Source organism: Fulvivirga ulvae (assembly GCF_021389975.1).
Lineage (GTDB): Bacteria > Bacteroidota > Bacteroidia > Cytophagales > Cyclobacteriaceae > Fulvivirga > Fulvivirga ulvae.
The window spans coordinates 5,316,510-5,342,130 of the sequence record NZ_CP089981.1 but is presented as its reverse complement, the minus strand read 5'-3'; the positions used below and the strand labels follow the sequence as shown (position 1 = coordinate 5,342,130).

Here is a 25,621-nt window from a genome sequence, read left to right as displayed (position 1 = left end):
GTTCCGCTTTAAGCACTAGCAATATGACGTTTTAAACACCCTGGAAAATTGCCTTATTCTGAAAGTTTGGCAAAGCTTAGCCGTTCGGCCAATTCATATGTTCATGGCAATAGGCCGCAGGCACGGGTGGCTCAGGCCTGTTGAGTATAGCAGCTATCTCATCTGCATCTGTCCCTAAACCTTCCGGAATACCGTCGGCATCGTCTTTGGCCCGACGTTTGACCAATCCCATCCATCGCCTACGTAGTTCAGCCCATTCACGGCTTTGGTAGCCATGATCAACAATAGCATCATAGGATCGCATTTCAATATAAATGGTACGACGCACCCCTTCTTTGAGCTTGGCAGGCGAGCCATGGAGTATCATCATGTCCTGTATCAAAATATCACCGGCCCTGGCCGGTTGGCTTACTGAGCCGGGGATCTCCCACCCATAATTTTTGGTCAAGCTGCAGATATCCTGGGCTTTCGTGTGCGTGCCGGGCACATACCTGAGGCATCCGTCATCCTCTTCTGCATCGTCCAGGTAAACGCCGATATTTAAATATGGGAAGCTGCGATTATGGAGAGCATCCTGATGCCACAAAATTGCGGAATCGGCACATTGATGCTTGAACAGGACATCGCATTGCAAAGGCACAGCTCCCGGCTGGCAAAGCACTTCTGCAACGGCCAGTAAGGATGGTGATGAAAGCAGGTTGAGTACGGCATCGGGGTATATACCTAAAAGATCATTACATCGTGTCAGCATGTTAATGCCTTTATTTTCAACTATATGCATATTTTTAGTCCCAAAACTTTGTAAGTCACCAGTGGCAGCCCTCTGGCTTAGCTCATACGTCAAATCCTGCCACTGGCCCAACAGGTTATCCGGAATGGCATTGGGAAGTACAAGAAAGCCATCTTTCCGCAAACTATTCCGCTGAGCAGTGCTAATACCATATGCGTCCATATTCTTTATTGTAATGCTTTTATTCAAGATAAGTTTAGAATATAAATACTACAACCCTGGCTCTCGAATAAGTATATTTTCAAAGTTCCGCTATTTCCATACTTTAATTAATCATTTCTTCATCTAACCATTTGATATTCAAAACATTTTCATTGATAAGGACAAAGGATTTTGCTAACTTTAACACTATTCCATAAACCAGAAAAAATCAGCATTTATTTAAGTCTGTAATCAGTTTAGTTACATCAAACAGGATGAAAGACCCATGGAGGCTCAACCCCGAAAAGGCTATATACTACTGGCCGATATCTCCGGTTATACAGCTTTCATGGCCAATTCTGAGCTGGCCCATGCACCGCTGGTACTAGGTCATATTATACAATTCCTTACCAAAGAACTGACTCCGACTTTACAACTGGCCGAAGTTGAAGGCGATGCTTTATTTCTTTATGCAACCGAAGAAGCTATCACACGGGGAGAACTGTTGATGGAGCTGGTAGAGTCCACGTATATTAATTTCCGTATCAATAAAAGGACAATGTCCCATAACATCACATGTCCTTGCCGGGCCTGCCAGGAAGTTTCAAGGCTTGATCTGAAATTCGTTATCCACTATGGGGAGTTTGTGCTTCAGAAAATAGCCGGAAAAGTTAAGCCCATAGGGTCAAGTGTTAATCTCGCCCATCGGCTTTTAAAAAACACTGTTTCCGAGGCTACCGGCTGGAACGGCTACGTTTTGTTTTCTAATATCTGCATTGACAAAATGGGGATCAGCCCTGAAAACATTTATCATGGAAGTGAAAGTTATAAACACTTCGGCAGTATCAATATAACTGCTGTTAATTTTGACGAAAAGTACCTAGAGTATACTTCTAACAGCAGAGACTATATTGCTGAAAATGAGTCTGATGTAAATGTAGAATACACATTCACTGCCCCTCCGCCGATCATCTGGGACTGGCTTTGCGATCCTGACAAAAGGAATAGATGGTATGCCGGTAATAAGGCCAACTGGGTAATAAAGGACAGGCCCGGTGGCCGCACAGGAACTGAATCTCAAAACCATTGTACTAATTCTAACTTTATAGAGCATGTTCTGGACTGGCGACCATTTCACTATTATACAGTGTGTAATAAGAGAGGCTGGATCAATGCGAAGATCACGGGTGAGTTGGATGAGGTGAATGGTGGCACGCATTTTCAATGGAGGCTCAGGCTTCTGGGCAAATTACCACGACAGCTATTGCGGCTCATCAGTAAATTTATTGCTCACAAGGTTTTGGAGATGAACGCAAGCCTTGGCAATCTCGAATTGCTTAGCAAAGAAAATTTTATGAAATATAAAGATCAGGAAAGAGATACTCATGAAGTTGAGCATCGGAATTTGGCTCAAGTATAAGGATACTATTATCAGGCTCTTCCGGTAATATTTCAAAATACCGGATTATATCATAACCTATTTCCAGTTTTAGAATATGTAGATCTATACCATATACAAAGTACCACTATAAACTAAACCACTATGAAAACAGTAAAGAAAGTAGCCAACCGATTGGTAGAGCTTTGTCGTAATGGTCAATTTGATACCGCCGAAAATGAGCTCTATGCAAACAGTATTTTATCCCTTGAGCCAGATGGTACGCCATCACACCGCATTGAGGGCATTGAAGGAAAGAGGGAAAAAAGCAAGCAGTTTACTGAAATGACAGAAGCAATTCACGCCATAGAAGTTTCTGATCCCATAATTGCAGATAATTATTTTGCCGTAACTATGAAGTTAGACATGACCATGAAGGGCGCAGGAAGAACCACCATGGAAGAAATATGTGTCTACGAAGTGGACAATGGCAAAATAGTTACCGAGCGCTTTTTCTTCTCTCCTACACCGCAGGAAGTATAACTCTTCATTTTTTTGTATTCCGGAATATTAATAGTCAGGTCGCCATGTCAATGTTGCATGGCGGCCTGTCTTAATACAGTGTAATGGGTCGTTATCTGCCCTTTAGTTCGGTCAGTCTTTGTCTGAATACCTGTAAATTTTTGCTTTTGTACATATAAGCCAATTCAACTGCTTTTTCGCCTGCTTCAAGAGCCAGCGTTATATCTCCATTCTTTTTATAGGCTTCAGCCAAATCCATGTGTAGCTGGGCCGAATTTGGGTAATAATCTATACCAAGCTTTGCCAGTTCCATTACTTGCTGGTTTGTTCCAAACCTTTTAGCAGAATGGACCTTTCCTGTCAAACTAAATCCATAACCATGAGCGTTTTCCACCGGATATATGTCAAAACCATATAGGGATGATAACTCATCATAATAATTTATAAAATATTTCTGTGCATAATCTGCTTCTTTGTCCCAGCCTGCCCAACCCGGGTTCCGCCAGATGTTATTAGGGTAGATAGCTTCAAAACCTGACCGGAGGCCTGCCAGAGCCATGAGATAATGCTCCTCTTCATCCATAATGTCAACTTTTATCTTCACCCGATCAGCAGTGTAGTTTTCCAGCCGTGAAAGTGCGTCATTAAATTTCTCTTCAGAATTAACAAACGTGGGAAAGTCACTGGCTGCCCTGGCAAAATAAAAAACGGACTTTGGGTAGTTGGGGTCATTGTTTTTGGATATTACTTCATCAAACAAATCCGAGCCTACTATCCTGTCCCATTCCAAATGAGCGGATAATGCCAGGTAAGCCTTGAAAAGGCCTGGGTGGCTGGAGAAGACCTCAAATAAAAATCCAGTGGAAGGAGAAAGACCTATAACAGTTCTGTGTGAGTTGACCCTGTAATTTTCTTCAAGGTAGGGAATCAGCTCCTGTTTAAAAAAACGAATGTATGCCTCTGGCTTCCCTCCCCACCTTTTGTAACCCACTTCATGTCTTTTATCAAACTCTCCATTGGCAATTCCCACTATGATGGACTCAGGCATTTTACTCCGTGAGGACATATATCTGGCAACTGTACTTGTAGCTTCAAAAAGGTATTCGGCTTCTAAGGCAAACACTACCGGATAACTTTGAACATGTTGATTATACATAGGTGGCAGGGAAATGTACAATTCCTTCTCTTCACCCAAAACCTCCGAGTATATTCTGAGTTTATTTCCGATAATGATGGGCTCTACTTCAGTATCTGCTGATACCATTGTTTCGGGAGGATCATTCGGCTGGGCTTTTGTACAGGCACTTATAAAAACAAGGGAGGTTATCAAAGACAGGGTTTTGATCAATAGCTTCATAGGTTTAATTATAAGGTTTAACAACTTGATTGTAAATTGTTAAAACTTCACTTATCAGGTAAATCTTATAGGAGGTTTAACAAATCGTTAACAGCAATCCTGAAGCTAAAGATGAGGTGAATTTGGAAAATAAAGGCTATATAAAAAGTCTGATACCGCCTGATAACCCAAAGATCGGACGGCATCAAAAGACTTGTTATATAACCCTTACCCGCTGCTGCGTATTTAACTAGTTCAGATCAAACCTGTCCAGGTTCATTACTTTATCCCAAACCTTCACAAAATCGTTTACGAAGCGCTCCTGAGCATCTGAGCAGGCATAAACTTCTGCAAACGCCCTAAGCTCAGAGTTGGAACCAAAGATCAGATCTACCCGTGTGCCTGTCCACTTTACTTCACCGGTTTTACGGTCACGGCCTTCAAACTCATGCTGGGCATCAGAGGTGCCTCTCCAGGTAGTGCCCATATCCAACAGGTTCAAAAAGAAGTCATTGGTAAGTGCTTCCGGACGCTTAGTGAGTACACCATGCTTAGAATGGTCATAATTGGTGCTTAATACTCTCATGCCACCATAGAGAACGGTCAATTCAGGAGCCGTGAGCGACATCAGTTGTGCCCTGTCTATCAACATTTCTTCTGCTGATGTAGATACTCTGCTGTCTTTTCTCAGGTAATTGCGGAATGCATCAGCATTGGGTTCCAGAATTGAAAATGCTTCTACATCTGTCTGCTCCTGGGAAGCGTCGGTACGTCCGGGTGCAAAAGGCACGGTCACATTTTGTCCTGCATTTTTTGCTGCTTTTTCGATACCTGCACATCCTCCGAGCACGATCAGGTCAGCCAGGGAAACCTTTTTGTTACCAGATTGTGCCTGATTAAACGATTTCTGGATTTCTTCTAAGGTTTTAAGCACTGTTGCCAGCTCGGCAGGGTTGTTCACTTCCCAATCCTTTTGCGGAGCAAGACGAATGCGTGCACCATTGGCTCCACCACGTTTGTCAGAGTCACGATAGGTAGAGGCTGAGGCCCATGCTGTGGTTACCAGTTGAGACACTGACAGGCCAGAATCCAGCAATTTGCTTTTGAGATCAGCTATATCCTTATCATTGATCAATTCGTGGTCAACGGCAGGAACAGGATCTTGCCAGATCAATTCTTCTTCTGGCACCTCAGGACCAAGGTAACGCGAAAGAGGCCCCATATCACGATGGGTCAGCTTATACCATGCCCTTGCGAAAGCATCGGCAAATTCGTCAGGGTTTTCATAGAAGCGCCTTGATATTTTTTCATAGGCAGGATCCATTCGTAAAGAGAGATCAGTCGTGAGCATGAATGGTGCATGTTTTTTAGAAGGGTCATGTGCGTCGGGGATCGTACCCGCTCCGGCTCCATTCTTAGGCCTGTATTGATGTGCTCCGGCCGGGCTCTTGGTCAACTCCCAATCGTATTTGAACAGGTTTTCAAAGAAACTGTTGCTCCATTGTGTCGGAGTAGCAGTCCAGGCTCCTTCCAGACCACTTGTAATGGTATCCCCTGCATTACCTTTACCAAAAGTACTCTTCCAGCCCAGGCCTTGCTCTTCGATACCGGCTCCTGCAGGTTCTTTACCTACATATTGACCTGGGTCTGCGGCTCCATGGGTTTTTCCAAATGTGTGTCCTCCTGCGATCAACGCCACAGTTTCCTCGTCATTCATAGCCATACGCCCAAAAGTTTCGCGGATGTGGTGTGCCGCTTCAACAGGATCAGGGTTACCGTTAGGGCCTTCAGGATTTACATAGATCAGCCCCATATGCGAGGCTGCAAGAGGATTTTCCAGTACGTCTCCGGCGTGACGCTCCTTGTTGCCAAGCCACTCTCCTTCCGAACCCCAGTAGATGTCTTCCTCCGGTTCCCACACATCTTCACGTCCTCCGGCAAAGCCAAAGGTTTCGAATCCCATAGACTCAAGAGCACAGTTACCTGCCAGGATCATCAGGTCGGCCCAGGAGATCTTTTTGCCATACTTTTGCTTGATCGGCCAAAGCAGCAGACGCGCTTTATCAAGGTTAGCGTTATCTGGCCAACTGTTGAGGGGTGCAAATCGCTGCGAGCCTGAGCCCGCTCCACCACGGCCATCTGCTATACGGTAAGTACCCGCACTGTGCCAGGCCATACGAATAAAGAACGGACCGTAATGCCCGTAATCGGCAGGCCACCATTCCTGTGAGTCGGTCATCAGATCATAAAGGTCCTGCTTTACAGCTTTCAGGTCGAGGCTTTTAAACTCTTCTGCATAGTTGAAGTCTTCTCCCATAGGATTAGACAAGGAAGAGTGCTGATGTAAAATTTTCAGGTTCAACTGATTGGGCCACCAGTCACGGTTGGTGGTACCATGGCCGGCTGTGAACTTGACAGCCCCACTCATAAAAGGGCATGTCTTCTTCGATTCATTTGTGTCCCAGACCGGGCTGTCAGTGGCTACATTCCTGTTTTTTTCGTTTTCCATATTGATAAAGTTTTGAGGTTAGAGGTCATAATCCATAGTACTAAGAGGGTTGTCGACAATACTTAGTAATTCATTAGTTAAAGATACCTTTTTATAGGGCCGGGAGCCAGTTTTATTGATTCTAAAAAACTATACCATTATAGACAAAAGCTATACCTGTAGAATGGATTATCAATAATGGTAAGGGGGTCGACTACCCTATTCTCCTCATTTTGATTAATTTGCGCTCTAATGCCTACTTCAGATATTATTTTAATTATACTTAGTGGCCTTGGGGTCGTTCACGGATTGTTCCTGGCTGTTTTCCTATGGACATACCCGAAAGGCAATGTATTGGCCAATAAACTGCTTGGACTGTTGCTGATCGTTTTGTCATTCAGAATTGGCAAATCGGTCTTTCTGGAGTTTACAGAAAACCTGGATATCAAATTTATCTTTACAGGGCTGGGCTCCATTTTCGCCCTCGGGCCTTTGTTTTACCTGTTTGTTCTGTCGTGTAGCCGCAAGGATTTTAACCTCAGGCCTGTACATATACTACATTTCATTCCTCTTCCTATAGCCGTTGGCTTTGGCCTGTGGATAGAGGAAAGCCATCTGACCATGTTACCTATGGCATTTTTTGTCTCTGCCTTTGTAGCCTATTATCTGCACTTTCTGGTATACCTAGCCATATGCTATTACTACGCATCGAAGCAAAGAAAGGAAGGTCTTGATGCTGAAATCTTCCAATTTTTGAGGTTATTATTCCTTGGCCTCCTGATCATCTGGATGGTTTATGTACTTAATCTGTTTGATGAACAGGTTCCTTATATTATAGGACCTGTATTGTATTCCATCGTAGCTTATACCGTCAGTTTTATTGTTATCCGCAAAGGGTACATGCAGAAAATAAGTCATGCCAAATACCAGACTACTGTCCTTTCTGATGAGCAGTGTGAAGAACTGTACTCCAAGGTTATGCATTTGATGAATGAACAGGCTTTTTACAGGCAGGCAGACCTGACCCTGAAATCGTTGAGTGACAGGCTGAAGGTAAGTACTCAGGTATTGTCTATGGTAATCAACAAGAGCAGCCAAAGGAATTTCAACAGCTTCATTAATAATTTCAGGATTACTGAGGCCGCAAACATGCTTGGTAATGAAAAGTATGCCAATCACACTATTGCTGCCATAGCGTATGATGTAGGTTTCAACAGCATCTCCAGCTTTAATACTGCCTTTAAAAAGCAAACCGGCAAAACGCCTTTAACTTACCGGAAAGAGGTATTGAAATGATCTTTTAATCTTTCGAAATGATCATTTTGAAAGACTTTGTCCTCTCATAAAGCCTCATTTGCTAAAAAACAGCAATTATTATGTCAAGGAAGAAACGAATCATTAAGAGAGCATTAATAGTTTTTACAGGTCTGGTTGTATCAGTTATTGGTTTTGGATACTGGTTTATGAGCCTGCTCCATCCTATCGATCCTGCGCTTTTAAATATGGAGTCCACTACTCCGGATGACCTGTCTTATGTTATGGAAAACAGGCCTCCATATCGCGGGAAGATACTGGCCGTGGTTACTAGTTGTGGTGCAATGGGCGAAAGTAAGAAGGCAACAGGTTATGAAATGTCGGAACTGGCCCGAGCCTATTATGTATTTGTGGCCAATGGGTTTGAGGTAGATGTGGCAAGCCCTAAAGGTGGGAAACCGCCGGTGGTAATTGATGATGAGGATATGGGCAGGTTTGACCATGCCTTTTTGAATGATACTGTTGCCCAAAGCAAGGTCAGCAATACTATTGCCATGCAGGATGTTAATCCGGAGATCTACGAAGCCATTTACTTTGTAGGCGGCAAAGGTACCTTGTTTGATTTTCCTCAAAATCAGTATATCCAATCTATTGTACGCCGGTACCATGAAGAGGGAAAAGTGGTTGGTGCAGTATGCCATGGGCCAGCAGCGCTGATCAACGTCAAGTTAAACAATGGAAATTATCTTTTGAAAGGAAGGCCTGTGAGTGCTTTTACCAATCAGGAAGAGCTTTTCCTGATCAAAGATGCACGGTCAATATTTCCGTTTCTGCTTCAGGATAAACTGATAGAACATGGCGCTGATTTCAAAGAAGGTCACATGTACCTGGAACAGGTTGTGAAGGATGGGAACCTGATCACAGGGCAAAACCCGTGGTCAACCTGGGCTGTGGCCGAAGCCATGGTAAGTCAGTTGGGCTATGCCCCCAAGCACCGGAACAAAACGGGAGAAGAGCTTTCAGTTGAAGTGCTGGAAACTTTTGAAGTATATGGGTATGCTCAGGCAAAAGCGCTTATTAATCACTCTAGCAATGCAGAACAGGCACCTATAAATCGGGAACTTCTTGCCGTGCATAGCATTTTGGCCGCTATGCAGTGGGATGTAGTAAAGGCAGTTAAAATTGTCGGGCTTTTGAAATACGTTAAATCAGTGGGCAATAGGCAACAAAACGAGTCCTCAAAGACGCCGGGTCCTCCTCGAGAGACATCGGCTGAGAAGTAGTTAGTAAAGTAGGCAATAGGCAAAGGCAGTAGGCAAAATATGACGAAAATTATGAGGGTTACTTCTTATTACTACGTCACCCCAAACGCAGCGCAGTGAAGATTTGGGGTCCCCGGATCAAGGAGATCCCTGATATTTTCAACTCATACAGCGATGAAATAGCCTTCAATTAAGAAAATTCAGGGATGACGGGTTTTGAGAGTGTGTGATAGTCAGCAAGTACAATTCTGCCTCTAAAGACGCCGAGTCCTCTTAGGAGAGACAATCGGCTGGGAAGCAGTAAAGTAAAGTAAAGTAAAGTAGGCAATCGGCAAAGGCAGTAGGCAAACTGTGCGAAAATCATTAGGGTTAACTGGCAAGGTTTTAGTAAAACAGCCATTTACTCCTTGCTCTAATTATCAGCCGCTAAAAGAATTTCAAAATATTTTGCGTTTTATATACACAAATAATATCATTGTTTATATTTGCGCCACTATGAAGCACTTATACTTGTCAATATCAATCCTGTTCCTGCTTACCCTAAGTGCCAAAGCACAGGAAAGTACGGATTCCTTAATTTATGAGCTGGAACCCATCACTGTTTCAGAAGCTTACATGGCTGATGATGCAGCTCCCATTCCATACCAAAATTTAAACATGAATGCTCTGGAGGTAAAAAATACCGGTCAGGAGCCCTCCTTTTTGCTTAGTGAAACCCCTTCGATGACGGTTTATTCTGATGCAGGAAGTTACCAGGGCTATTCATACATCCGGTTAAGGGGCATAGATCAGACGCGGATCAATATGACACTGGATGGGGTGCCTTTAAATGAGCCTGAGGATCAGGGGGTATATTTTTCTAACTACCCTGACTTCCTTAATTCAGTAAGCAAGGTTCAAATACAAAGGGGTGTTGGCACCACTAAAAACGGTATTGCCAGCTTTGCGGGTAGTCTGCAGTTCAGTTCTCCACGCCTGTTTGACGATTCCTCGAACACGTCATTCGGGCTTGGCTACGGTTCATTTCAATCTTATCGGGCTTATGCTGAACATAAAAGCCGAAAGCGCAATAAATCTCTTTATCTGAGAGGTTCATGGCTTAATTCGGATGGGTATAAGTATAGGTCTTCAAATACTTCAAAATCAGTATTTTATGGAGCGGGCATCTACAATAAAAGGAACAAGTTTAAGCTTATAGGCTTTGCCGGCAACCAGCAAAATGAGCTGGCCTGGCTGGGTGTGTCGCAAAGTAAAATTGATGAAGACCCGAGAGCCAATGCCAATACGCAGGAAAACGATGAGTTTACCCAGTCGCTCACTCAGCTACAACATGAATATTTGCTGAATGACAGGATGACCATCAGTTCCAGCATCTACTACAACTACCTGGAGGGTAATTACGATTTTGATCTCAATAACTATTTGGGTATGCCTTCAACTTCTGAAATGCTCAATTATGCATTCCAGTCACACTTCATCGGTGGGTTTTCAAACGTCAATTTTCAAACCGATAAGCTTGAATGGACGGCAGGCATTCATTTGAATACCTACTCAAGAGAACATGTTGGCAGTGATAATACCGCTGGCGCGTTATACAAAAACACGGGCTATAAACCGGAACAGAGTACTTTTGCGAAGATGTCATACGCCTTGTGGGATGAGCTTACGCTGTTCGCAGATATTCAATACCGCCATACCAGCTTTGACTATGAAGGTAGCGTACCTTTCGGGAAAATGGACTGGAGTTTTGTAAACCCAAAGGGTGGTGTTACCTATCGCCCTCAGGAAAATATGGACATCTACTTTAGCGTGGGTAAAACCGGCCGGGAGCCAACCCGAAATGACCTGTTTGGTGGTTGGGATGATCTTCAGGCAGACGATTCCGGTGCCCCTCTGCTTTCTATTTACGACCCTGAATATGTGGTGGACTATGAACTGGGAGTAAGGATGAACAGGAAAGATGTATCCCTGTCTATCAACATATACCACATGGATTTTGATAATGAAATTGTACTCAACGGCCAGTTTGGCCCCAATGGCCTGGCATTGAACAGCAATGTAGACAAAAGCATCCGGCAGGGCATAGAAGCCAATTTTGTTTGTAATTCGGTAAGGGCCTTTACTTTTGAAACCAATCTTTCACTAAACAGAAGTGAGATTGAGCAGCAATCAGAGAATTTTGACCCTATTCTTACACCGCCGGTAATCGTTAATCAGGATGTATCTTATACCAGAAGGCATTTTGAAACAGGAATTGGACTGAGATACCAAAGCAGCTCATACATCGATTTTGCCAATGAAAATGAGATTGACGACTACCTGCTGGTCAACTGGCGGGCATCTTATAAATTCAAAAGGGTGACGTTATCAGCGTTTATCAATAATGTGACTGATATTATTTACTACAATAACGCATATGTTGATTTTGACGGCATCAATAAATATTTTGTACAGGCACCGCGTAATTATTATGGCATGATCACTTATTTGTTTTGATGGATTTCTTTGATATTAACAACATCGCCTTTGAGGTTCTGGGCTATCCATTAAGTTATATCGAACTGGCAGGCACGCTATTCGGCTTTATCTCTGTAGTGCTTGCTGCCAAACCGAGTGTTTTGACCTGGCCTACCGGTATAGTGAATGAAGCTGCATTTTTCATTCTTTTCTACCAGGTACAGTTGTATTCTGATATGTACCTCCAGTTTTTCTTCTTTGGGGTTACGGTTTATGGCTGGTATTATTGGAAGAAACAGGACAACGAGGCTAGTGTAAAAAAATTAACGAACAGATGGCGATTGATTTATCTAACGGTGCTTATGGCAGGAAGTGTCCTAAGCGGTCTGCTTATGACACAGATACACCTGCTGTTTCCGCTGGTTTTCACTAAGCCTGCCTCCTACCCCTTTGCTGATGCATTTACCACTACAGCGAGTATTCTTGCCACCATACTTCTTTCCAGAAAACGCATCGAGACCTGGATTTTGTGGATACTGGTAGACATGGTCTCAGTTACGCTTTACTTTTTAAAGGGCATCCATCTGGTGGCTATCGAATATGTTGTTTTTCTGGTCATTTGTATGATCGGTTATTTTAACTGGAGGTCGAAATTATGAAACGTGGCTTTACATTTGGCAAATACCTGCCCTTTCATACCGGACATGAGGCCCTGATTAATTTTGCCCTGGATCACTGCGACGAACTCATTGTACTGGTCTGTGCCAGTAGCGCTGAATCCATTCCCGTAGAGGTAAGGTCTGGCTGGATTTCCCAAACCTATAAGGACAATCCGCGTATTCAGGTTATTGATTTTAATTACGAAGAATCCATTCTGCCCAACACCTCGGTTTCATCCGAAGAAGTATCGGCACTATGGGCCCGTAAATTTGAGGAATTACTACCCAAAATAGACATACTATTTACATCTGAGCCCTACGGAGACTTTGTATCAGCATATATGGGTATTCGGTCAATAATATTCGATAAGGCAAGGAAACAATGGCCCGTTTCTGCTTCCATGATCCGGGAAGCTGTATATGAAAACTGGCATTTTCTTCCGGATGCCGTAAAGCCTTACTATCAAAGAAAAGTGGTACTGTTAGGCACTGAATCCACAGGAAAGAGTACAATGGCCAAATACATCTGCGAAGCTTTCAATGCAGCCCTGGTAAGTGAAGCCGGCAGGGATATCATACCTGATTCCAATGACTTTACTTTTGACCAGTTAAGGCTCATTGCCGATACCCATGCCCGGTTAGCCACTGAAGCCACCAAACTATTGAAACCACTCACTGTACTTGATACAGACATTCACGTTACCCAGTCCTACGCAAAATTCAAATTCGGTGAATTCCTGCAAGTAAGTGATGATATCTACGCCGCAAATAAGGCTGACCTGTACTTATACCTAAGCGCCGACACGCTCTACCTGCAGGACGGTACGCGCCTGGTCAGGCACGAAAGGGATGCCTTAGATCGCTCCCACCGACTTACTTTAGATGAGTTTGGTATTGATTATGTAGTTATTGATGGAAGTTACCCCGAGCGCGAGAGCAAGGTCTGCGACTTAATTACCAATATGCTTCCTTAGATTCATTAAAGCATATAAATTCATTTTTACATAAATTATTTCAGATAAATATTTATTTTACCATGAATTACGAATCATGGTTCATTTGCAGGTAGAGGTTAACACTTGTCATTAACTTAAACATTCATTTGTGAAAAGATATCTATTTGTTATTGTAATGGCAGTCTTAGCCGGATGCGCAGGCACAAAAGTTACAAAATACACAGGTACGCCAAGGTTGCTGGCAAACTCCACGATCCTGTTTTTGCCAACGCACGGTATATCCGATTATAAATCACAAGACCTTTGCGAAGCGGCCAGGAGGTTGTTAAAAGACAATAGTCAGATACTTTACCTTCCTGAAGAGGAATACAACCTGACCAGGGCAGGCATGGGTAAGGAAGAAATAACAAAGGCTACTATGCTGGACACTGGCAGGTTGGCCATGATATGTAAAAAGTTACAGGTAAGATATATTATAGGCACGGAAATTAGCAGTCTAAGGAGCGGCGGCTCTTATGGGGTTTATTCAGAGGCTGAACTTGATCCTTACAACAGCACGTATAATATGGATAACGAATCAAATAGTGCGAGTTTAATGTTTTCTATTTACGATGCACAGTCTGGGTCTGTAGATTCGCGATTTTCTGTCAAAACGACAATTAATCCCTTAAGCATTCATGATGATGGTGGTGGTGAATCAAGGGTCAATTTAACCAATCAAATGACTGCGCTGACCACTGCGTATGAAAAAGGCATAAAGCTTATCAGGAAGGAAATGGTGTCAGCAAATAAATAAGCTCTTCTAAAATTCTACACGGTCAGTTTAAACCCGATCACCAGTACATCATCAGTTTGTTTATGGTCACCTTTCCAGGTCGCAAATGCTTCTTCCATTTTTGCTTTCTGCTCATGCATCGGAAGTTGATAGATTTCCCCAATCAGTGATTTAAACTTCTTGCTCATAAATTTCATGTTGTCCGGTCCGCCAAACTGATCTACAAAGCCATCGGAATACATATAGAAGTACATCTCTCCTTCCAGGTCTATGGTGTGCTGGGTAAAGCTGGCAGGTACTTTTCTGATCCCTCCGATCGGATGTTTATCTCCTCTGATCTGCAAAACTTCTCCTTCTTTAATATAAATAAGATGGTTTTTTGCTCCTGAAAAATAGAGCTGGTCTCTATCCGTATCGATGACACACAGAGCCATGTCCATACCGTCTTTATTGCCGGTTTCTTCCTGCTTCAGCGCAGTAAATACTTTACGATGCAATTCATGCAGTATCTTATCAGGTTCATCCACATAGGTATTTACAATGCTGTCGAGTGCATTTGAGCCGATCATCGACATAAAAGCGCCTGGCACGCCATGGCCTGTACAGTCTACAGCGGCCACAGCTATTTTCTCGTTGTAGAGTTCGTTGATCCAATAAAAGTCACCGCTCACCACATTTCTGGGCTTAAAAAGCACAAAAGACTGCGGCAGCAATTCCTCAATTTTTTCTTTACTGGGCAGCATAGCCTGCTGAATGCGCAGACCATAGTTGATACTGCTTTCAATATCCAGTTGTTTCTTGTGGATTTCTTCGCTGGCCTTCATTTTGTCTTTATAACCCTTATAAACTACGACACCCAGAAGTCCTACTAAAATCAACCCGATGATCAATGAATTGCGCACCAGTTTATTGTTTTCCAGCTCCGCTTCTTTTGCCTTCAATGAAACATCTGTAAGTTCCTTCTCTACGTTGAGCAGGTCAATTTTAAGCTGCTGCTCCCTGCTGATTTCTGCTATCTCCTTAAGAGAGTCAGATACTCTTTCAAGTACCTGTCCCCTGCTTTTCAACTCACCCTGGAGTGAATCGGATACCTTTTCCAATACTCGCCCCCTATACTGGAGCTCCTCCTTTACCGAACTGATTTGCTGCTCCATAGTATTCAGCTCCGTTTTTCTTTCCAGGTCCCTGTTGATCAACGCAATGCTATTTTCATATTCTGCTGACTTGGCCTCATTACCCATTGCCTTGTGGTTTTTACTGAGCAGGGAATAACATTCCTTTTGCAGATCAAGGTCGTTTATTTTAAGCGCAATGCTCAGGGCTTCCTCAAGAGTACTGACTGACCTTTTGTTTCTGCCTTTCCGGAAATAGCTTTTGCCAATGTATAACCCGCTACGGGCCGCTGCTTCCTGATCGTTACCTGACTTCGCATATTCAAGGCTTTTTTCAAAACTTTTTATAGCATCGTTGTACTCGCTTGAATTAAACTGTACCAATCCAAGGCTATACCAGCCATGCCGGGCACGGTCTTTTAGTTTATGATCTTCCGACAGGTCTATACCTTTAGTGAACAGATCCATAGACTTTTGTGGATTACCGCTGCCCCACGCTTCAGAACCCATCTTAAAATATAAATCAGCAGCCAGGGTGTAATCCTTATTCTTCAAAGCAGTCTCCACCTCCTGGTTTGTCTGGGCCACAAGTAGGTTAGTACAAAAAAATGACAGGGTCAACAGGCAAAAAAGCAAAAGATTTCTAAGCATACAGGTTTTACAGTGTGAATGATACATGCAAGCTTCTAAAATAGAAAAAATTAGAAGTACTTCCTATGGCATGGCTATGCTAAATATGGAATATGCTCGTGATGTCTTCGGCTGGACTGATAAATATCATCTCAAGGTAATGACTGTGACATAAAAATTTATATCATTAATAAAAACAAGAGCCTGCCACAGACCGACTCTTGTTTTTTAAAAAGCTTAAGCATTACTCCGACCTTAACCCCTTCACCGGGTTCATCATGGCCGCCTTAATGCTCTGATAACTTACTGTAATGATTGAAATGGACACGGCCACCAGACCCGCAACTGCTAACATCCACCAGGTTACCTCTACCCGGTAGGTGAACTCTTCCAGCCATTTCACCATGATGAACCAGCCCAAAGGCATGGCCAAGGCTATAGCCACAGCTACCAGCTTTAGAAAGTCGCCGGTTAGTTGGTACGTGACCTGCCTGACGCTGGCACCCAGTACTTTTCGTATGCCTATCTCCTTAGAGCGTTTTTCTGCATTGAACGACGCCAGTCCAAACAGTCCCAGGCATGCAATGAGGATGGAAAGCACTGTAAAAGTCAGGAATATATTCCCTAGCCTCAGCTCGGCCTTATAAGTTTCATTGAAGGACTCATCCATAAAATAGTAGCTGAAAGGCTGCCCCTGCACAAGCGATCGCCAGACTTCTTCAATTTGAGAAATGGCATCCGTAAAATTACCAGAACTCAGCTTCACGATCATCTTTTCAGGATTTCCGCCCAATGTCATACTCAGGGCGCCGATATTGTTCTTTAAAGATTCAAAATGAAAGTCCTTAACCACGCCCACTATTGTCAGGTATTCCATGTTTTCTTTATCCTGACGATGAAAATCTTCCGTTAAACGCATGCCAATCGCTTCCTCGGGAGATACATCCAGCATGGCCACGGCTGTTTCGTTCAGAATAATAGCGCTGGAATCGGTGACGTGGGCCTCTGAAAAGTTTCGTCCGGCAATGATTTCCAAACCCAGGATAGGTGCATAATCATAATCAATACCCCACTTTCCGATGATCAATCCTTTCTCCGAATTCAATACACCGTCAACGAATGATCCTTCTGTGAAAAAAGTAGTACCACTCCTTCTGGAGGGTGTAGGCAGATAGCTGCTCAATGATACCTGCTTCACCTGACTTATCCGCTTGATTTCTTCCCTGAATGGCTCCAGTTGTTTGCCTGCCGCCGAAACATCGTCCAGAACAAGTATCTGATCTTTTTGAAAACCAAGATCTTTATTCTGAATAAATTTCACCTGCTGAAAAACCACTATTGATCCGATGATCAGAAACACTGAAATGGTAAACTGTACAACGACAAGGCCATTTCTGATCCTGCCTCCGCTGACTTTGTTATAACCGCCTTTAAGAACTCGCGCAGGGGCAAAACCTGATAGAAAAAATGCGGGATAGCTGCCCGACAGCAGCCCTAAAATCAGTACACCTGATATTACCATTGCCCAGAATAAAGGGCTGGTTAATGGTATAATAATGGACTTTGCAGCCAATGTATTAAACAAAGGCAACACACCGGCTACTATAACAAGGGCCAATACCAGCGCAAAGCATGAGATCAATACTGACTCAGTGAGAAATTGCCTGACCAGACTTAACCTGCCGGAGCCTAGTACCTTTCTGACGCCTACCTCTTTGGCTCTTTTCAATGAATGTGCCGTGGAGAGGTTCATAAAGTTAACCGAGGCCATAAACATCAGGAATACACCTATGCAGCCAAGTATGTAGACGTTCTTGATATCGCTGTTCTGGTTAAAGTCTCCCTCTCTGTTGGAAGTATACAGGCGGATATCAGGCAGCGCAGTAGCATTAAAGCGCATGAAGTTACCTGTTTGCTCTTCATCTGCACGAGCTTTTTCAATGGTTAAACCCGGCACGAATGTCATAGCCCAGGGAATGAGATAGTTTTCCTTTACTGTGCTTAAAAACCGTTGCAGGTCATCAGCTTTAGCATCTTTATGAAGCTTGACAAAAGTTGGAAAATACCAGGTATTCCATGCTGTTGTTTTTGCATCTTCAAAACTTTCCATAGATATAAATACTGAATAGCTTCTCAGAAAAGAGTTTGCCGGAAGGTTGTCAATGATACCGGTAATCTTATAAAGTTTATCATTGTTCATCAGTAACTCCTGGTCCAAGGCGCTTTCGTTTCCAAAGAGATTCCTGGCAGCAGACTTTGTTAAAACCAGTGTATTTGGCTCCTTTAGTGCTGTTTTAGAATCGCCTTCGAGCAGGTCAATACCAAACATTTCAAAAAAAGTGGAATCAACCGCCGTCACATATTTCTCCTTGATATTCAAGGTTGCCTCTGGTCGCTTCAAAAGTATGCTCCTTACCTCCCGAAAGCGGGTCACTTGTTCCACTTGCGGGCAATCCTGAATCAGTACTCCGCCCATGGGACCTGGTGCAGAAGCGTATTCTTTATACTCCCCGCTGGTTTGATTGTCTATATTTACCCTGTAGATCCTGTCAGCATCAGCAAACATCTTGTCAAAACTGAGTTCATCATGGATGTATAAGGCGATAAGCAGGCTCCCTGCCATACCAATGGCCAGACCGAAGATGTTCAAAAAGGTGAAAAATGGTTGCCGGGTAAATCCCCTGAGGGCAATTTTGAGGTAGTTTCTATAGATATGTATGCCTGCAAATGAAGTCCTTCTTTTCACATGCATGAATTCCTGGTCAGCAACTCCCTCAATCTCTCCAAATTCATCTACAGCGAAATTAAATGCCTCCTGTTCGCTATATCCTTCTGCCAACAGGTCATCGATATGATCACGAAGGTGCACCTCCATTTCGCGTACCGATCCGTCATCAAAAGCTTTGTGCTTTCTGAAAGTTTTGAGCCATTGATTTATGGCCTTTTCTAAATCAAATTTCATAATCACTGCTGTTTAGGTTGTTTTTAAACTCCACACCTGGTCAAGTACGGCATTGACCTGTTGCCATTGCTTCTGCTCCACGAGCAGCTCTTCCTTACCTTTAGCAGTAATCTCATAGTACTTCCGGGGCCTGGTGGAATCGTCCTCCATTACCCAGTTCGATTGAATAAAGCCCTCTTTTTCCAGCCGATGCAGTACCGGATAAAGCATACCATCGGAATACTTCATTTTACCTCCAGACATTTCTTTGATCTTTTTGATGATCAGGTAACCGTAGCTACTCCCCTGTTTGAGTATGCCCAAAATGATGGGTTTCGTAGAGGCCGCCGTTAAATTTTTGGAAATCATATGTTGTTATACTTTGGTTTTTGAAATACTAATTTAAATTATATACATAGAATACCAAAGTATATAGAGAATAAAATTATAGTTGTCTTCTGAATCATGACTACTGTTGCCCAAACGTGCCGGTGTTTATGACGCCTTGGTTAATGGTAGAGCGTTACCAAACTTTTGAAAGTTTAGTAAAGATGTGATTTAGCCATGTAAGCCGACCTCACTCAATTCACCGTTTACGATAACTTGCAAAAACTCCGGTCTCCGGTCTTCCACCTTAAGTTCACCAGATACTGTTTCCCGTTTACGCAGCCACCGATCACTGAACGCCAAACCCTACTCCCTCACAACCACTGCCCCCTCTCTGGCTACCGCTACGGAAAAATACAGGATACTTACTCCTGAAAGCAAAAGGACAGCAATAGTCGTCCAGTTTTGGTAACTGGAGACACCGGAATCATGCAAGACGTAGATCAGGCTAATGGCGGTGGCCAGTATTCGGATTACTTCCAGTGGTTTGGCCCATGTTTTTGATTCGAGGATAGCTCCCCAACTGACGATCATCATAAAGATACTTGCTGAGAGTATTACGCGATGCCAGTATTCGAAGGGCAACTGCAGGTTAATGGTGAGATATAATACTACCAACCCCAGTCCAATCTGTGCTATCAGGTATTCTTTAGACTTTTGCATTGGAGCGCTTACGTATTTAACCTGCTCGGAGCGGCTGTAGCCAATGCGGCCTCCTTTAAAGTAAGGTTCAAGGTCTCTCGGTCGCCAGCCAATGGGCATGAACCAGATCCTGATTTTGTCCCAGAAATATTTGGTGGCTTTGGCATCTCTCCAGAGCTGGCTCCAAAACTGGAAATTGATATGTATAGGATCCCAGGTCCTGGGCGGGTGGGTTACACCATAGCAGACTTCTTCTACTTCTTCTTCGTATGACCCGAATATTTTATCCCAGATGATCAGGAATTCGGAGAAGTTTTTATCAATATACTGGGGATTGACACCATGATGAACCCGATGGTGTGACGGCGTGACAAAATACTTCTCCCACCAGCCCATTTTATTAATTACGGCTGTGTGGTGCCAGTATGCCAGCAGCAAGTGTACCGCTGCCATGGAGTATACAGCCTCCGGACTAAAGCCTATCACAACCAGTATCCAGTCAAAGAAGAGGAATTGGAACAGTCGCTGTGTGAAGCTTGCTCTGATGCCTACCGACAGGTTCATCTCTTCCGAAGAATGATGGGGCATGTGAGCGGCCCAGAAAACATTCATAGTATGGCCTAACCGATGGAACCAGTAAAAAACAAAGTCTTGAAGTAAGAGCAGCAATATGAGCGTATACCAGGTGGCAGGTATCCGTAAGGGTGTGAGCTCATAAAGCCAGCCATAGAACTTGTACACAAAAAAAGCTACGGCCAGGTTTACACATTGGTTACCGATGCCCGTGCCGAGATTGGTAACGGTATCCTGAAATGGATATTTTCCATTCTTCACCCGGGCGCAATAAATGATTTCAGCTACAAGTAGTATCACCACAATGGGCGTAATAAAGGCATAGACATTCATAAAATAACAGCGATTTGGTTTTCTGATAAATTTATAACACCGCCTATGGTATAGTCAATGCCAAAACTGCCTTTGTGGCGAATTAAACTGGTTTTGTGGTGAATTACCCTAATTCAGCAGGGCTTTGATGCCGGCATAGTAGGTTTTGGACAGGGGAATTTCCTCTTCCAGCTTATCCAGTTTGAGAAATGCCTTCTTTTGATTGCCTTCCACAGCCACAAGGTATAACGGATTGATGAGGTAACTTCTGTGACACTTGAGCAAGTCTGGCAGCTGTTCTTCCACCTGTGAAAGGGTACTTCTGAGCAATGTTTCTTTGAGAACCTCACTTTCTGTAATATATTTTATGATCACATAGTTATCCGATGATCTTGCGTACAGGATTTTTCGCCAGTCCATTTCCAGCACATCGGACTTTACATTTCCCTTAATCACAACCTGATATTGTTCGGAAAGTTCGTAAAGGCTGCCGTAGTAATGTCTCAGCCAGCCTATAACGGGCAAAAACAGAATAGCAAACGGCAGTGTTACCCTGCCTGTAAAAGAGAATAAGCTGCTCCAGTAGTAAGTCTGCTCCTTAATTACCACCAGGTCGTACCAGTAGACCCCAAGGGCTGACAATAGAAAAAATAAAATGTACATCAGAGATTCATCACGCAGCGTCCAGCGTTTCAAGAAGTAAAATATAAGTGACTCTGAGACTAATACTATTGAGTACGCCAGCAAAACACAAAGACAATAGCCTAGTATTAGCATTTTGGGGCTTTCACCGGTCTTAAATGGTTCAAGGAATAACAGTACGAATGATATACCCATAAAAAACAGAAGGCTGATCCATAGCTTGGTTTTCCATGGCTTTACATATCGATACGATTTTCTTAGTGTGTAAATGTTTCTTGCCCGACCCAATGTTAGTGCCATATTAGCTTACTGCCAGAAAAATGAAGTGTTAAGATAAAAAATCTTTATCAAACATCACTTCAGGAGCCACATCGCAATGAGTTGATGGTATTCATGAGCCGTTCTTCGCTACAATAGTGCCCTACATCGCATAGCTGTATACACATGCAATTCCAATTCAAACACTATCGTATATATTGCAAAACCCCATATTAGATTAAACTACACTTAACATGGAAAGAAAGGAATTTTTGAAAACATTGAGTCTGGGAAGCATGGCTTTGCCTTTATTGATTCGTTGTAATGGTGACGATGATGGAGTTACTCCTACCTCAACCACTGATGACGTAACCAGCGAAGATACCGCCGCTGATTGTATTGAAACCGCCTCTGAAACGGCAGGCCCATTCCCATCCAAAGATCCGGCATCACTGCAAAGACTCGACATTCGTGGGGACAGAACCGGCATATTGATGGATATTGAGATCACCGTACTTGACCAAAGCAATAGCTGCATACCGTTGGAGGGTGCAATTGTGGACATATGGCATTGTGACAAAGATGGTTATTATTCGGAATATGGAGGTACAGGTATGCAATCTGCGGATTTCACCAGTCAGCATTTTCTAAGAGGACGCCAGATAGCTGACGCCAATGGCAAGGTTGCTTTCACCTCCATCTTTCCAGGGTGGTATACCGGCAGGTCTACCCATATTCATGTTCATGTTTATGATGCAGACGGCAATTCATTGCTGGTAACCCAAATTGCCTTTCCCGAAGGAAGCAGCAGCGCTGTCAACCAGGTAAATGCGGCATCAGATGCCGGCTACACCAAAGGCATGAGTGGTTATACCACTAATTCCACTGACAATGTTTTTTCAGATGGTGTTTCTACCGAGCTAGCTAATATTTCGGGAGACGTTTCTTCAGGATTTTACCTGACACATTCTATTGTTGTTTAATCAATGATCATTACCGGCAAATGCAGGGGGCATTGCTATATGGAGTCAATTTCGTTTCATGTAAGCAATGCTTTCACTATTTTCGGATATGCGTAACAGAAGTTTTATTATCTGGCATATTCTGGGAGTAGCCTGTTTTCTGGCTTTACCAATTATACTTTCTCCACATCCTCCGGAGGAGAAAAACTTTCTCTACTCTATGCCTACCTTACGGGATTTCATTTCAAATTTGCTGATGATTGCATTCTTCTATGCCAATTATTACTATTTTATCCCCAAACTGTTTCTTTCAAAGCGATATACTATCTATGGTATACTTATCTTTGCTGCCTTCGGGATGATCATACTGCTGCCTTCATTTTTGACAGGTGTTGTGCCCTGGCATGTAGGGGATGCTCGGATTATGCCTACTCCGGACATGCCTGTCAGACCGGAAAATGTGAATTTCATAACGGTGGTCAATCACAATATCCTTTTGTTTGTATCTGTTATTCTTTTTTCCATTTTGCTGAAGGTGCGCGAACGATTGTTTAAAGTAGAGGCTATCAAAAATGAGATGGAGATCAATACGCTAAAAAGTCAGATTAACCCACATTTCTTATTTAATACTTTAAATAGCATATATGCTCTAGCTTTACGCGATCATTCGCCTGATGCTGCTAATGGAATTTTTAAGCTATCAGGGCTTATGCGCTATGTGGTAACGGAAGCAGATGAGGATTTTGTGCCTCTCAAAAAGGAATTGAATTATATAGATGACTTTATTGAGTTACAAAAGATGAGACTGGGACCACAAGTGGAGTTAAATTATAAAGTTGAGGGCGACACGGATGGTAAGTATATTGCACCACTCCTGCTTATCCCATATATAGAAAATGCTTTTAAGCATGGTGTGAACCCGGATGTAGATTCTCGCATTGATATTCACATTAAGATTACCGATGAAATGCTGTCTTTGGTAGCAGAGAACAGCAAGGTGGCTGTAACACTTGAGGCCCATGAAAAAAGCGGGTATGGCATGGATATCGCAAAATCAAGGCTACGCCTTTTGTATCCTTCATTACATCAACTAAATTTAAAAGACTCTGATAAGACTTACCGGGTCGAGCTAACTTTAAATATAGATAATGATAAAAGCCATCGCCATAGATGATGAACCACTGCCATTGCAGGTTGTCGATGGTTTTTGCGCTAAATGTAGCTTTGTTAATCTGCAAAATACCTTTACCAGCACCTTAGAGGCTAAGCGATTTCTGGCTGAACATGATATCGACCTGATATTTCTTGATATTCAGATGCCGGCTATTACCGGGATTGACTTTTTCAAAGGTCTTGATCAGCAATTAATGGTAATATTTACGACTGCATACAGTCAATACGCAGTTGAAGGCTTTAATTTAAATGCCATTGATTATCTACTTAAGCCATACGATTTTACACGTTTTATGCAAGCTGTTAATAAGGCCCGGGAGTATATGACATTCAGGCAGCAGGGAAAAGACAAAGAACAGTCAGAAATTTTTATTCGGGCTGACTACAGTGTCGTGAAGATTCAGCTCAACGATATTCTTTTCGTTGAAGGTCTGGCTGATTATATACGAATTCACCTGGATAACTCCAGGCCTGTAGTGACCCGAATGCCTATGAAAACCATTTTAAACGAACTTGGAGATGGTTTTTTAAGGGTACATCGCTCCTACATTGTACCCTTGGGTAAAATTGAAAAAGTCAGAAATAAAACGATCTTTATTAAGGACAAGGAAATTCCGATCGGGAAAACATATAAGGCCGTATTTGACCTCCGGTTTGATTCAAAGTGATTATTTCACACCATTTAATTGCGATCTGTAAAGTTCCAGTTTAGGGTCATTGTTCTTTTCAGCTGCTTTTACAGCTTGCTTATAGTTTATTCTGGCCTGTTTCATGTTACCCTTGTGCTGGTAAGCCGTGGCCAGTCCACTATACATCAGAGCCATATATTCATCATCCGGATAGAGGTTAATCCCCTGGGTGAAATAATGAATAGAATTGTCGAAGTCCTTATGCTTAAGGTAGAATTGTCCGAACCTGTTTTGCCAGTAAGCTGAGGCATATCTTCTTGTGGAAAGCACCTCTGAGAACTCGGTCATAAACAGCTGGAATGCCTTAAAATTATCACGACGCCATGCCAGCCAGATCAGGCTGTTTTTGGTATTGCTATCTACATCTGTTGATAATCCGAATTGATCACCCCGCCGTATGAAATAATTCCTGATCTCCGGGATGCCACCGAAGGCATTGAATTCATCGATACTGCTAAAAGCCAGGGAGGCGAAATTGCGATAGTAGAATTTCAGGCCTTCGTAAATAGAGACATAAGCTAAAGATTCATGTATTTCGCTGTCAAACAAACGGTATTCCCACACCAAATCGGGCAAATTGCTTTGTGTAAGTACCGCAACCGACTGGTTTGAGGCATCGATATTGTAAATATCTTTGATAGTATTGGCTATATAAAGATGCTTTTTACTCCCTTGTGTCTGCCTGGCCATAGCGTCGGTCATTTCCGGGGTAATGTATGTACCGTTGGTCGCAATAGCTCCTTTGAACACACTACCGTCATCGAATAGCAGGCTGGTGACCAGGGCTGCACTGCTTTCCCATCCAAATAGCAGCCGTTCAGCAGAAGTACGATATTTTGCATCAACAAATGAAACCACCTCATTTCTGATGAAGTGTCGGAACTCATCCCAATGATAGCTATATATGCTATCCCTTTCGGGCCTGGGCATGTTTATACCCACTATAATCATTTCAGGAAGCAACAGTTCACCCCTTAGTGTCTTTTGAATAGCAACACCGTTATAGAAATACCACTGCCCATCCATGATATAGAGTGTTGGGTAATGCTTGTCCTTGTGCACATCATAACCGGAAGGAAGGTAGATAAGAACATCCCTATCTGCACTTAGTATGTCGGAAGTTATGGTATGCGCTTCTATGTTGGGTAATGCATGCTGGGAGTGCGCGCTGACAGCCATTAGAGCAAGAATAATTGTGAGTAAGGCTTTATTCATGGTATCCGGTTTTTTTCCTCAATATATTCTTTCGGCGAGGAAACTGAATATCTATGGCATTGTTTAA

At 43.0% G+C, this 25,621-nt stretch carries 20 protein-coding genes; 11 read left to right on the top strand and 9 right to left on the bottom strand.

Features of this window, described 5'->3' with window-relative positions:
* Positions 1-76: 76 nt before the first annotated feature.
* Positions 77-979 (bottom strand): phytanoyl-CoA dioxygenase family protein, encoded by a 903-nt coding sequence (locus LVD17_RS22525; RefSeq protein WP_233761531.1) that lies wholly within the window; start codon positions 977-979, stop codon positions 77-79.
* A 238-nt stretch (positions 980-1,217) separates the two neighbouring features.
* Between LVD17_RS22525 and LVD17_RS22520 the strand changes: the two genes are divergently transcribed.
* Both LVD17_RS22520 and LVD17_RS22515 read left to right on the top strand, forming a co-directional pair.
* Positions 1,218-2,351 (top strand): DUF2652 domain-containing protein, encoded by a 1,134-nt coding sequence (locus LVD17_RS22520; protein WP_233761529.1) that lies wholly within the window; start codon positions 1,218-1,220, stop codon positions 2,349-2,351.
* Between the two features lie 123 nt (positions 2,352-2,474).
* The gene (locus tag LVD17_RS22515) at positions 2,475-2,852 is read left to right on the top strand and encodes a nuclear transport factor 2 family protein (protein ID WP_233761527.1); all 378 of its coding nucleotides are present in this window, start codon (positions 2,475-2,477) and stop codon (positions 2,850-2,852) included.
* Positions 2,853-2,943: 91 nt separating this feature from the next.
* Here LVD17_RS22515 and LVD17_RS22510 read toward each other — a convergent pair whose 3' ends face one another.
* Both LVD17_RS22510 and katG read right to left on the bottom strand, forming a co-directional pair.
* Positions 2,944-4,188, bottom strand: coding sequence for an alpha/beta hydrolase-fold protein (locus tag LVD17_RS22510; RefSeq protein WP_233761525.1), 1,245 nt, complete (start codon positions 4,186-4,188; stop codon positions 2,944-2,946).
* Between the two features lie 229 nt (positions 4,189-4,417).
* Positions 4,418-6,676: a catalase/peroxidase HPI gene (gene katG / locus LVD17_RS22505; protein WP_255702514.1), complete on the bottom strand. Its 2,259-nt coding sequence runs from the start codon at positions 6,674-6,676 to the stop codon at positions 4,418-4,420.
* A 231-nt stretch (positions 6,677-6,907) separates the two neighbouring features.
* On the opposite strand from katG, the gene LVD17_RS22500 reads away from it, so the two are divergent.
* The 6 genes from LVD17_RS22500 (at position 6,908) to LVD17_RS22475 (ending at position 14,039) form a co-directional block, all read left to right on the top strand.
* The gene (locus LVD17_RS22500; protein WP_233761523.1) at positions 6,908-7,951 is read left to right on the top strand and encodes a helix-turn-helix domain-containing protein; all 1,044 of its coding nucleotides are present in this window, start codon (positions 6,908-6,910) and stop codon (positions 7,949-7,951) included.
* 80 nt (positions 7,952-8,031) lie between these two features.
* Entirely contained in the window at positions 8,032-9,192 is a 1,161-nt protein-coding gene (locus LVD17_RS22495; RefSeq protein ID WP_233761520.1) for a type 1 glutamine amidotransferase domain-containing protein, read from the top strand.
* Between the two features lie 474 nt (positions 9,193-9,666).
* Positions 9,667-11,667, top strand: a complete 2,001-nt coding sequence (locus tag LVD17_RS22490; protein WP_233761518.1) for a TonB-dependent receptor — start codon at positions 9,667-9,669, stop codon at positions 11,665-11,667.
* Positions 11,667-12,287 (top strand): nicotinamide riboside transporter PnuC, encoded by a 621-nt coding sequence (pnuC, locus tag LVD17_RS22485; protein ID WP_233761517.1) that lies wholly within the window; start codon positions 11,667-11,669, stop codon positions 12,285-12,287. The genes LVD17_RS22490 and pnuC overlap by 1 nt, the downstream gene beginning before the upstream one ends.
* Positions 12,284-13,261, top strand: a complete 978-nt coding sequence (locus LVD17_RS22480; protein ID WP_233761516.1) for an AAA family ATPase — start codon at positions 12,284-12,286, stop codon at positions 13,259-13,261. The genes pnuC and LVD17_RS22480 overlap by 4 nt, the downstream gene beginning before the upstream one ends.
* A 130-nt stretch (positions 13,262-13,391) precedes the next feature.
* Positions 13,392-14,039, top strand: a complete 648-nt coding sequence (locus tag LVD17_RS22475) for a hypothetical protein (RefSeq protein ID WP_233761514.1) — start codon at positions 13,392-13,394, stop codon at positions 14,037-14,039.
* A gap of 14 nt (positions 14,040-14,053) precedes the next feature.
* On the opposite strand, the gene LVD17_RS22470 is transcribed toward LVD17_RS22475, so the two are convergent.
* From LVD17_RS22470 to LVD17_RS22450, 5 genes are all read right to left on the bottom strand, one after another.
* Entirely contained in the window at positions 14,054-15,718 is a 1,665-nt protein-coding gene (locus LVD17_RS22470) for a SpoIIE family protein phosphatase (RefSeq protein WP_233761512.1), read from the bottom strand.
* A 286-nt stretch (positions 15,719-16,004) separates the two neighbouring features.
* Positions 16,005-18,722 (bottom strand): ABC transporter permease, encoded by a 2,718-nt coding sequence (locus tag LVD17_RS22465; RefSeq protein ID WP_233761510.1) that lies wholly within the window; start codon positions 18,720-18,722, stop codon positions 16,005-16,007.
* A 12-nt stretch (positions 18,723-18,734) separates the two neighbouring features.
* Entirely contained in the window at positions 18,735-19,070 is a 336-nt protein-coding gene (locus LVD17_RS22460; protein ID WP_233761508.1) for a PadR family transcriptional regulator, read from the bottom strand.
* 324 nt (positions 19,071-19,394) lie between these two features.
* A complete protein-coding gene (locus LVD17_RS22455) occupies positions 19,395-20,636 on the bottom strand; it encodes a sterol desaturase family protein (protein WP_233761506.1) in 1,242 nt (413 codons plus the stop codon).
* A gap of 108 nt (positions 20,637-20,744) precedes the next feature.
* Positions 20,745-21,557 carry a LytTR family DNA-binding domain-containing protein gene (locus tag LVD17_RS22450; protein WP_233761504.1) on the bottom strand — a complete coding sequence of 271 codons (813 nt, stop codon included), beginning with the start codon at positions 21,555-21,557 and terminating at the stop codon, positions 20,745-20,747.
* Positions 21,558-21,769: 212 nt separating this feature from the next.
* Here LVD17_RS22450 and LVD17_RS22445 point away from each other — a divergent pair, with 212 nt between their 5' ends.
* From LVD17_RS22445 to LVD17_RS22435, 3 genes are all read left to right on the top strand, one after another.
* A complete protein-coding gene (locus LVD17_RS22445; protein WP_233761502.1) occupies positions 21,770-22,498 on the top strand; it encodes a dioxygenase family protein in 729 nt (242 codons plus the stop codon).
* An 88-nt stretch (positions 22,499-22,586) separates the two neighbouring features.
* Positions 22,587-23,651 (top strand): sensor histidine kinase, encoded by a 1,065-nt coding sequence (locus LVD17_RS22440; RefSeq protein WP_233761500.1) that lies wholly within the window; start codon positions 22,587-22,589, stop codon positions 23,649-23,651.
* Positions 23,626-24,318 (top strand): LytR/AlgR family response regulator transcription factor, encoded by a 693-nt coding sequence (locus LVD17_RS22435; RefSeq protein WP_233761499.1) that lies wholly within the window; start codon positions 23,626-23,628, stop codon positions 24,316-24,318. Before LVD17_RS22440 ends, LVD17_RS22435 begins: the two co-directional genes overlap by 26 nt.
* Here the strand turns inward: LVD17_RS22435 and LVD17_RS22430 are convergent, their stop codons facing one another.
* Positions 24,319-25,554 carry a tetratricopeptide repeat protein gene (locus LVD17_RS22430; RefSeq protein ID WP_233761497.1) on the bottom strand — a complete coding sequence of 412 codons (1,236 nt, stop codon included), beginning with the start codon at positions 25,552-25,554 and terminating at the stop codon, positions 24,319-24,321. It lies immediately after the preceding gene.
* Positions 25,555-25,621 lie beyond the last annotated feature (67 nt).